The organism is Hallella bergensis DSM 17361 (genome assembly GCF_000160535.1).
Taxonomy (GTDB): domain Bacteria; phylum Bacteroidota; class Bacteroidia; order Bacteroidales; family Bacteroidaceae; genus Prevotella; species Prevotella bergensis.
The window spans coordinates 647561-657117 of record NZ_GG704780.1 but is presented as its reverse complement, the minus strand read 5'-3'; the positions used below and the strand labels follow the sequence as shown (position 1 = coordinate 657117).

The following is a 9557-nucleotide window of genomic DNA, read 5'->3' as shown; positions in this document are numbered from 1 at the left end:
AGTTGCGAATTTGAGGTTTACAACAAATTTTTCAGCATCTTTTTTCTATGATTTTAATAATTTTTCCAATTTTTCCAATTTCATACAGTGAAGTTTTCTATGAATTTCTTGAAATCCGTATACCTTCTTGTGAAAAATTTATATCTTTGCAAACAAGAATAAAGAGTTCTTTGAGGAATTGCAAAAGAAAGAAGGAGAAAGAAACTCGCTCGTTTCCAAATCGTTCACCTTTTATTATTCTTATTTATGCTTTCCTTTTGTAATCAGCCGATTACATTCGCTTCTATTACTTTTATGCGGAGATTTGCGATTTTCGCACGGCAAAGGACATCGGTATCGACCGTCCCGAGAAAAACGAGATACTGCACAACATACCGCCCACGCCAGAGCAGGAAGTATTTATCGGCAAACTGATGGAGTTCGCCAAGACGGGCAATGCCACACTCTTGGGACGTGCACCACTGAGTGAGAGTGAGGAAAAGGCAAAGATGCTCATTGCAACTGACTACGCCCGCAAAAGATTCAATAAATTTGTATCTTTCAGATAACCAATAAAATAAGAATGAATAAAGGGTAAAAGGGTTACGACTTGGAAACGAGCGAGTTTCTTTCCCTTTCTTTATTCTGCAATGTTTCAAAGAACCTTGTATTACAGCTTCAAAGGTAATAAATATGACAGTGCCATCCAATGAAAATCAGACATTTATTTTTGTTGGTTTCTTACATTTCATACCATATCAACTTTCTCTTCACTTGTTCTTCCTGTCATTTCCATATGTAACTATTCAGCAATAGCCATACGAATCGTTAAATATTAATAAATATACAACAAAAAGTTTGCAGGTTCAATTTGAAATACTAAGTTTGTACATACTAGAAACCACAAAGTTAACTTTTATATGAAACACGTAAACAAGCATTTGTCATTGAATGATGAGCGAAAGCTTATCAGGGTTCGTTTTTGTGCATTCATTTACCTAATTCTCTTAAACATTCCTATCTTGTGGGCTCAAAGTCTTGTAAATAAAGGCAATCCCTCTGACCTTAGAGTGCAATTGGATCAGATGTTTGGTAAGCTCGATAGGAAGATTGTACCGACGGGTTTTTTATTGGACTATGCAGAAGAGTATGAAAGTTTGTCAAAATTCAGTCCCACTAATGGTAAGAACGTTGAACAAGAGTGCGATTTGAAAACTTATGTGGGGTTGGTAGAAACATTGAGGTCGGCATACTTATATGGAAATCCCTTTGAAACGTATGATAAAATATACAAAAATAGAATCAAATCTTCTCAAGATGGGCGGATTAACATCTGTGCATTGTCTTATGATTATGCCCAAATAAAAGCTAATGCTTTAAAGGATGGGAGTATAACTTATACAAATGGAATTGTAAAATGTAATAATCCCAAAGCTTTTCAGGTAAAGAATGTAACCGCAGGAAGTATTCTACAAAATGTATGCAACACAAATAATATAACCTTTTACTATCACAAAGATTTGGCTCTTACAAATACAGGCATTAGAAGAGTTGAAGTAGATTATGGTAAAGGTTTTATTGATGTGTATAATTCTAGTGCTAATGCCAAATTACAAAATGGACGTCATAAAATAAGAATCAAAATTATCGCTTCCGATGGAAACGCAAGTATAAGTACAACCTGGTTGGATGTAATTGTTGACAATAATCTGAACAAAACTAGAGCTTCACTATACACGCAACCAATGCAACTTTCTATAATGGGCGATGCTTATAGAGGAATTTCAACAAAGGCAGACGTAACTATAATTCCATCTAAAAGATGGAATGGAAAAATATCTAAGCCTTTTATTTTTGTCGAGGGATTTGACCCGCGGTTAAGGAATAATACGGTAAATCGTCTTTCATACGTTTCTGCATACTATAAAGATTGGAATGATTTCGTTAAGAATAACGATTACGACTTTATTTATGTAGATTGGAATACCCCAGAACAATATATCCAAGCAAATGCCTATACTTTAATCAAGGTAATTGAGACAATAAATAATATGTCTGATGAGAATAGTAGTCCTACTCTTTTAGTAGGTCATAGTATGGGTGGATTAGTAGCCAGATATGCACTTAAAACCATGGAGAATAAAAGTGAGAAACACAATGTTGGAACATATGTAAGCTATGATTCTCCACATTTAGGTGCAAATGTCCCAATGGGACTTTTACATGGTTTTTATGGTATAAGGAAATTTTTACATGACAAAAAACTTATTGACAAACTCATAAACAAGTTTGTAGATGTTTCCGATATGTTGAGTTTAGGAGAAAAAATGGCTTTTTCTACAGCAGCTCAACAGATGCTCTGTAATAGTATAGATGCTGCAGGACATCTAAACAACTCCTTGCACATTCAATGGCAGGAGGAATTAGATAAGCTTGGGTTCCCAAATGGAGACAGAGGGAAACAATTCCAAATGCTTGGTATTTCAAATAGTGATTATAACACAGCCTATGTGCCCAAAAGCTATATTAGCGCAAATGGCGATGTAGGATCTTTTTCATGGGTTGATGCATTTTCACCTATTACAGGGATTGCATTAGGCGTTAGTTTTGAAGATATAATCTTAGGATTAATAACAGCACTTCCTGGCAGAACATCAGCCGATTTAACTTTTGAATGTCTACCTGGAACATCTGTGGGTCAAAGGGTTAATAATATAAAAATATCTTTTGAAAAAGATTTCCTGTGGACTATACCTATTACGAAAAGTGTATTCAAATACGAAGGATACTATAATAGTAATTTTTTGTATGATACATATCCTTCTTCTGTTGTAAACTACCTCTCTACTAGTAAGGGTGACAATGTTGGTGGCTTTGTGCCTTATATAGGCTATGCTTATGCTGCTTATGGTGTATCTGGAAAAATTCCATTCATTCCTGCATCTAGTGCATTGGCTCATAGAAATCCGACTTCTACCCAGTCTTTTATGAAAATGCCCAGTCCTTCAGAAAGTGCTTTTGGTGGCAATGTGTTCATGGAGTCAAATGAAGCATCCAAACAGCATATGGTTTTCTCAAAAGAAGCTCAAAATTGGATATTGTCACAGATTACGCAAGTCATTGATGGTCCCTCATTCGGTTATAGTGGTGCCAAATACATGCTAAAAGGCATATCTGATGGTGTTTCATGGTCTGTTACAGACCCCTCTATAGGAACCATTGATCAGAATGGTGTCTTGACTGTATTGAAGAATGGCGTTTTTTATATTTCATGTAGATATAATGGCATCACTTATAGTAAAGCTGTCTATGTTGGAATGCCAAATTATATTCTCTCTTCAAGTCACGAACCAAATGGCTTTTTGGTAGAAGCAAAATCATTTGGTGAATTATACAAGAATGATATTGATAAAATAAACGAGATATTAACATTTAGATGGGGCGTAAAGTTTCCTAATCAAAATATATATTGGATAGACACCAACAGTCCTTCGGTGTTTGTACCATTAGATGGTAAGAATGCCGTAGTCTACCTTAAAGTCGTTGACCTTAACGGTAATGAGTCTCCTATTCAAAATATCAAGTGTGAAGCTAAGGATGTGTTTTATGCTTCTAATAATAGATTGTTAATGGATAAAGCACAAAAACTGTATAAAGATGATGGGACACCATATTCTTATAAATATGGAAAAATCTACTTAACTCGAGATGCTTCGTTACCAGATCAATATCAAAGTGCCATATGGACTTCTACAAAAGCAACTGTTTACAGTCCCTTTAGTAGTACTTATACAATACCAGTTTCCCGTGGAGAAATGTCTATTAAAGACATTCTGCCACAAGAGGAAATGAATTTTATAACAAGTAATACTCCAATAGGGAAAAGTTGCCTTTATACAATAGCGTTGCTAAATCCCGAAGACAAGTTTATACAATTTATCCCAGTAACAGTTTCATTAAAATAAGCATTGAATATGTCTACGATTAAAATTATATTCGCAGTCTTGTCATTAAGCATTTTTGCAAGTTGTAAACAAGACAAAGATGGGGCATTGACTGTCTATTGTCAAGCTAATATCAATGGTGACAACTATAGAGATTATTTTTCCTTGCAGGACGCATTTCTACCTGTCCAACCCACACTCACTCTTATGCCGAATTCTAACAGGTTGGGAGTGGTCAATGATAGTATCTTTGCATTTCAATTTGCTTTGAGGAATGATACCAATAAAGTTTTATTAGTAGGAGCCTTCATTATTCCCCAAAATGAAAACTTTCCTGTACTAAATAAGGAATACCTCTTAACCAAAAACGAGAAATACGATGAAGACAGAACAACCGACTATCATCTCATGCATTTCTTGGGTCAGGTCAATAATAGCGGAGAAAGAATAAATGGAATTGCTGCTTTTTTTGATTATAGTAAATATTACCTACTTACAACGTCAATTGATGGCTACGTGACCTTTGATAGATATGATAGGCAATCTAACAAGCTCGAAGGCAATATATATCTTGATTCACAAGGAAAATTGTCAATTTCATACACAGTGAAGGCTCATTTCTCAGATGTTCTAACCTCTCATAATATAACATTGCAATGAAAAAATCTATTTTCTTTTTATTGGCGGTAATGATGACAATTTCCTTCACATCTTGTTATGATGATATTTACCCTAATGTCAGTGACAGAGGTGTTTCCATTGACAGTAGATTATCTCCGCTTGATAGTATTAGCATATATCGGAGTCAAATAGATAAAGGGAATATGCTGAATAATCTTGTTCGTTTTGCAAATGGTCGATATTATCTTGACCTTACAAAAGATGATGCTGAGATTTTGGGTATTTCGTCTGAACTGTATAATAATGCTCTTCATAATGTAGAGCAAATGAACAACAATAAATAAATTTAAAACTATGCGTACAAACAATCGAATCAATGTTGCCATCATCATTATTATGACAGCATTGTCTGGAGTAATGATTACTTCGTGTTCAAACGAGGAAGCAACGCCCACTGTTGAATCTCAAAGTGTTGAACACGTAGCTTATGTAGCTACTCTAAGTCAAGAACAGCAAGTATTATTGGCGAGTACAGGTTCTCCCTATGGAGAGATTCCTCAGAAGGATGCTTGGTCATCCATCATTGCTCCTAGTATCTCTGCATGTTGGGGAGTGTTTGACGACCCCCGTATCTCAGCGTCAACAAGAGCTATGGGGATATGGGGCTCTTATCCTGCGCAATATTGGACCATGCTCAGGGTAAAAATGCTAAAGCTGCCGATGAAGATAAAGGACGGTGCAATTCTTGCTATTGATGAAATAGAGGAGCAAACAAATGTGCGTTTCTATAATTCTATTGAGGATCAAGAGTTTTTTGAGCCATACCATATAAAACTACCAAACATAGCGGTTCGTATGGATGCAGGAAGAGAAGGTAGTGGAAGTTATGGTCTCGTTGGCGGTGAACAATATATCAATGTACCTACATGGCTTGAAAATGCAGATGCAAATGAGATTAAACGCTTTTTCTTGCACGCTTTCTGCAATGCTGCAGGTATGTTTAACGAACAACAGAGGCCAGATCGTGATAATTATGTCAAGATTTATCTCGAGAATGTAAAAGATAATTGTAAGTCTGCGTTCGACAAGATAAAAAGTAATTATACTACTATGGGAAACTTTGATACCTCGTCCATCACATTAGCTTCATCTAAGGACTTTTCAAAGAACGGTTCCAATACAATAACAACTAAGACTGGGCTTGATATAGCGATTAACTATACTCTGTCAACACAAGATAAGCTATTTTTGAACTCTCATTATCTTCCATATATTGCTCGCAAGGACAACTATACGGAACTAGATAAAAATGTTTATAACCAATATGGAAAGTTGTTGACAGAGGAAGAAAGATTGCAATTACAAAACCAAATTAATTCTCAGAGAGGACTGTATGGTGAACCTCCAGTAGAAGGACGTTTAACTCGAGTAGCATGGTAGATCAGTGGGAAAAGCACTTCTTGCTAATTCAAAATGTGGACTCTGTAAATAAACACAGTTTCTGTTGATATTAATGTCAGTAATCGAGTAGGAGGTAAACACTAATCATAGGTGCTTATCTCCTACTTTCGTGTTCACCGACCTCTCACACCACCGTACATGCGGTTCCGCATACGGCGGTTCCTATTTTGGGTGCCATTCGAGATACGACCCCATTAAAGTGGCATAACCTGCTGAGCGTAGTTTATTGTTATCTATCGCCCTTGTTAAAATAGGACTATCAGCTATTCGCCAATAACCCTTGCGAGTATTACCCCATTCGTATGCTTTGTATTGATTGATACCGCATTTGATGAGGTTTGCCACTTTTGTCTTGGGTTTCTTCCAAGCCTTCCATATACACATGCGAATTCTACGTCTTAACCATTCATCTGTGTCAAGTAAGAGACGTTTCATATTGGCAAGGTGATAGTAACCTACCCAACCTCTTATGTATTCTTTCAGCTTTTGCTTTCTCTTGGCATATCCCCATCCGTTGCTGCGACTTGTCAGTTCTTTTAGCCTTGACTTCATCTTGGCTTTGGACTTTGGGTGTACCGTGAGTTGGCATTTGCCGTTCATTACATAAAAGGAGTAGCCGAGGTATTTCACTCCGCGCACATACGACACTACGGTCTTTTCCTTGTTGACTTTGAGATATAGAGTTTTCTCTATAAATCGGGTTATACTCTCCTTTACTCGCATTGCAGCCCTTTTGGACTTGCAGAATATCATCGAGTCGTCGGCATAACGTACAAAGGGAAGCCCTCTGCGTTCAAGTTCTTTGTCCAATTCATTGAGCATGATGTTACTCAACAATGGACTTAGCGGTCCGCCTTGGGGAGTTCCTTCCTCGCTCGCTTCAAACAAGCCTTTGTTCATTACACCACTTCGGAGATATTTGTGTATAAGACTGACCACTCTGCCGTCTTTTATCGTACGACCGAGGATTTCTATGAGTTTGCTATGGCTCACGGTATCGAAGAAGCGTTCAAGGTCAAGGTCTACTACATATATGTAGCCTTCGTTGATTATCCTTTGCGCTCCTCGTAGTGCGTCATGGCATCCTCTTCTCGGTCGGAAGCCGTAGCTCGTCGTGGAGAATTGGTTCTCATAGATGGGAGTCAGTACTTGGTTGATGGCTTGTTGCACCAAGCGGTCTACCACTGTAGGTATTCCCAAAAGGCGCATCTTGCCGTTGTCTTTGGGTATTTCTACCCTCTTGACTGGGTTCGGACGGTAAGAGCCGTCCAGCAAGGAACAGATGAGCACATCCTTATTGGTTAAGAGCCATGGATGCAGCTGCTCACATGACATCTTGTAGATACCACCACATCCCTTGTTTCTCATCACAGCCTTGTAGGCTCGGTTGAGATTTGCAGGGCTAAGGATTTGCTCGAGGAGGTGTCCCTTGTCAAATGGTACTTCCACGATGTTGTCTTCGCACATCCACATGAAGGTCTGCACTCCCCCATACCATTTGGTTTCCGACCTATCTCTTTGGGGACAGCCATTAACTTGGGATAATGTTTTCTGCATTCTTGCCTTCATAAGGTATGTTTCAATTACTATCGTTTAATATATAGGTTCAGCCCTTCATGGAGCGCTATCGAGTACTCCACTACTATGGCGTCTGCTGACTTCTCACGGCAAGCTTTACTCCGCTTCTTTCGTAAAAACAACTATTTGAAACGTCCGTGAGACCTCCTCGGATAAGAACATTATCTTTCCATCTTATACCTACTTCATTTTTTCGCTAAGCTCAAGGAAACTCCACCAACCATTCCGAATAGCTATAGGACTTTGATTTGTTATGCAATCTTATCCATGGTTATATGCCTTATATGAAGTTTCTGTTCGTTAGGTCAGATGTTTGCCGCCAGCTTCCTTCAGATTTCATCTCACGATGAACACCCTTGCTCTTGGCTATGTAATTCCCGCTATTAGGGCTTACTCGGGACTTCCACCCGTTAGATAATGCTCATGCCGAGCGTACATAATAAGCATAAAGGCGAGGATAAATCCTCTGCCTTTTGCTATTTTTGTAACCCCAAACAAAGATAAAATGACCTTACAAAAACGTTTCGCACTTTACGCTCCAGATTGGGAGTTGAGTTTCAATGTCCGCATTGCCACTCTACCAATATTGTCATAAGTGGTAAAAGTAGTACAGGTAAACAACGCTACCGATTTAAGAATTGTCAAAACCGTTTTATTACAGTCTACAACATACAAAGCCTTTCTTCCTAACATTGATAACTGACCAAAGAGGGATTGGGCATTCGCAGTACGGCACGAATATTGGGTATTATGATTTATCAGTATTCATTCTTGTTTATTCTTAAGGGATTTTGTCAGAAACAGTGCATGCTGTTGCAGTCTGATAAGAAGTTGGGAATAAGTTTCGAGTTTGCTGAGCAGTTGTTGCGCAGTGGCGACAGAATGATAAGTATTGAGGACTTTCACGGCTTCGTTGTACAGAATACCTATCTTATGAGCCAAGGCAACGATTTCTGATAGTTTCTCTAAGTAAGGTTCTTTTGAAGGGTCTTCCGTGATGACTTTAAAAGTTTCACCAAGAAGCCTTGCTCGGACAAAGTCGCTCTTTGTCTTTGCTCCCGACTTGCGGTAGAGTCTGATAAGCTTCTGCTGGTCTTCGGAATTAGGTATCCTAATGTGCCATCTGTCCCATCGTGGGCAGGTGGCACATCTGCCGTCTGGCTTCTTTTGTTTCTGCTTTTTCATTGCTTTCTAATCACGACTTTGGAGTGATTTAATCCCCTTTCGGGGCAAGGGTCTTTGTGGTACAAATGGCAATTTGTGGTACAAAGACACACCTTGCCAGTATAAAGAAAGAGACAGTTTGTTATGTTCCATAAAGTAACCTTTCTGGGGTGCTTTTAATAGACGAGAGTTCAAAGTTCAAGAAGTAAATCAAGAGATAAGTTTAGACTAATTTCTTGACTTACTGACTTTATGAGCTGACATGTTTTTGACTAAAGTTAATTTTGACTTAGGTCGAAACTAATTTCTTGACCAAAGTTATAACTGACCATTTGACTTAAGTCGCGACTGATGTCTTAACTTAACTCATAACTTACCTGTCTGCGGTATTGGATTATAATGCCTTTCAAGCATTGTCTGTATGTCGCTCTGCTTGTATAGTATCTTCCCTCCGATTTTGTAGAAAGGAAGCGTTCCTAAGTTTCTGTACTCTTGGAGCGTGCGTGTACTGAGCCGTAATTGGCTACAAACCTCCTCGCCAGTGAGGTAAACCTCTCCGCCCAGCATCGGACGGGCGGTAGCGCAATACCGCTCCAATTTCTTCAATATTCCCTCCATCAGTTGTGAAAACAACTGCATCTGAGGGTTTTTCTGTGTAACGATTTCGTTCTCTGCCATAGTTCATTCATTCATTGTTTGCGTTCAATAACTCCGTGATGTCGCTCTCCTTGTAATAGCATTTATGCCCAATGATGGAGAAGGGTATTTTACCCGTATCGCGATAGGATTGCAGGGTACGTTTGCTGATGT

Annotated in this window: 9 protein-coding genes and 1 pseudogene; 6 read left to right on the top strand and 4 right to left on the bottom strand. The window is 38.4% G+C overall.

Annotation, left to right across the window (positions count from 1 at the left end; all coding sequences use genetic code 11):
* Nucleotides 1-290 precede the first annotated feature (290 nt).
* From HMPREF0645_RS14405 to HMPREF0645_RS02480, 5 genes and pseudogenes are all read left to right on the top strand, one after another.
* Nucleotides 291-548: pseudogene (locus HMPREF0645_RS14405) on the top strand (helicase); the annotation flags it as partial.
* 351 nt (nucleotides 549-899) lie between these two features.
* On the top strand, nucleotides 900-3944 hold the full coding sequence (locus HMPREF0645_RS02495) for an esterase/lipase family protein (protein WP_004348470.1): 3045 nt from the start codon (nucleotides 900-902) through the stop codon (nucleotides 3942-3944).
* Nucleotides 3945-3953: 9 nt separating this feature from the next.
* Entirely contained in the window at nucleotides 3954-4583 is a 630-nt protein-coding gene (locus HMPREF0645_RS02490) for a hypothetical protein (protein WP_004348469.1), read from the top strand.
* Nucleotides 4580-4888 (top strand): hypothetical protein, encoded by a 309-nt coding sequence (locus tag HMPREF0645_RS02485; RefSeq protein WP_007173257.1) that lies wholly within the window; start codon nucleotides 4580-4582, stop codon nucleotides 4886-4888. Before HMPREF0645_RS02490 ends, HMPREF0645_RS02485 begins: the two co-directional genes overlap by 4 nt.
* 10 nt (nucleotides 4889-4898) lie before the next feature.
* Nucleotides 4899-5984, top strand: coding sequence for a M12 family metallopeptidase (locus HMPREF0645_RS02480; RefSeq protein ID WP_004348468.1), 1086 nt, complete (start codon nucleotides 4899-4901; stop codon nucleotides 5982-5984).
* 183 nt (nucleotides 5985-6167) lie between these two features.
* Here the strand turns inward: HMPREF0645_RS02480 and ltrA are convergent, their stop codons facing one another.
* Nucleotides 6168-7574 (bottom strand): group II intron reverse transcriptase/maturase, encoded by a 1407-nt coding sequence (gene ltrA / locus HMPREF0645_RS02475; RefSeq protein ID WP_007173256.1) that lies wholly within the window; start codon nucleotides 7572-7574, stop codon nucleotides 6168-6170.
* 552 nt (nucleotides 7575-8126) lie between these two features.
* Between ltrA and HMPREF0645_RS14400 the strand changes: the two genes are divergently transcribed.
* Complete coding sequence (locus HMPREF0645_RS14400) at nucleotides 8127-8273, top strand: IS1/IS1595 family N-terminal zinc-binding domain-containing protein (protein WP_081411464.1); 147 nt, start codon at nucleotides 8127-8129, stop codon at nucleotides 8271-8273.
* A gap of 75 nt (nucleotides 8274-8348) precedes the next feature.
* On the opposite strand, the gene HMPREF0645_RS02470 is transcribed toward HMPREF0645_RS14400, so the two are convergent.
* The 3 genes from HMPREF0645_RS02470 to HMPREF0645_RS02460 form a co-directional block, all read right to left on the bottom strand.
* Nucleotides 8349-8768, bottom strand: a complete 420-nt coding sequence (locus tag HMPREF0645_RS02470) for a plasmid mobilization protein (RefSeq protein ID WP_007173255.1) — start codon at nucleotides 8766-8768, stop codon at nucleotides 8349-8351.
* Nucleotides 8769-9113: 345 nt separating this feature from the next.
* Nucleotides 9114-9425, bottom strand: a complete 312-nt coding sequence (locus HMPREF0645_RS02465) for a helix-turn-helix domain-containing protein (RefSeq protein WP_007173254.1) — start codon at nucleotides 9423-9425, stop codon at nucleotides 9114-9116.
* Nucleotides 9426-9432: 7 nt separating this feature from the next.
* A partial coding sequence (locus tag HMPREF0645_RS02460) for a helix-turn-helix domain-containing protein (protein ID WP_044123149.1) occupies nucleotides 9433-9557 on the bottom strand: 125 nt, incomplete at its 5' end.

What these genes read in the sequence shown, in the direction of transcription:
- HMPREF0645_RS02470 (WP_007173255.1), bottom strand. Translation starts at nt 8,768, where the DNA reads ATGAAAAAGCAGAAACAAAAGAAGCCAGACGGCAGATGTGCCACCTGC.
- HMPREF0645_RS02485 (WP_007173257.1), top strand. Translation starts at nt 4,580, where the DNA reads ATGAAAAAATCTATTTTCTTTTTATTGGCGGTAATGATGACAATTTCC.
- HMPREF0645_RS02480 (WP_004348468.1), top strand. Translation starts at nt 4,899, where the DNA reads ATGCGTACAAACAATCGAATCAATGTTGCCATCATCATTATTATGACA.
- HMPREF0645_RS02465 (WP_007173254.1), bottom strand. Translation starts at nt 9,425, where the DNA reads ATGGCAGAGAACGAAATCGTTACACAGAAAAACCCTCAGATGCAGTTG.
- HMPREF0645_RS02490 (WP_004348469.1), top strand. Translation starts at nt 3,954, where the DNA reads ATGTCTACGATTAAAATTATATTCGCAGTCTTGTCATTAAGCATTTTT.
- ltrA (WP_007173256.1), bottom strand. Translation starts at nt 7,574, where the DNA reads ATGAAGGCAAGAATGCAGAAAACATTATCCCAAGTTAATGGCTGTCCC.
- HMPREF0645_RS02495 (WP_004348470.1), top strand. Translation starts at nt 900, where the DNA reads ATGAAACACGTAAACAAGCATTTGTCATTGAATGATGAGCGAAAGCTT.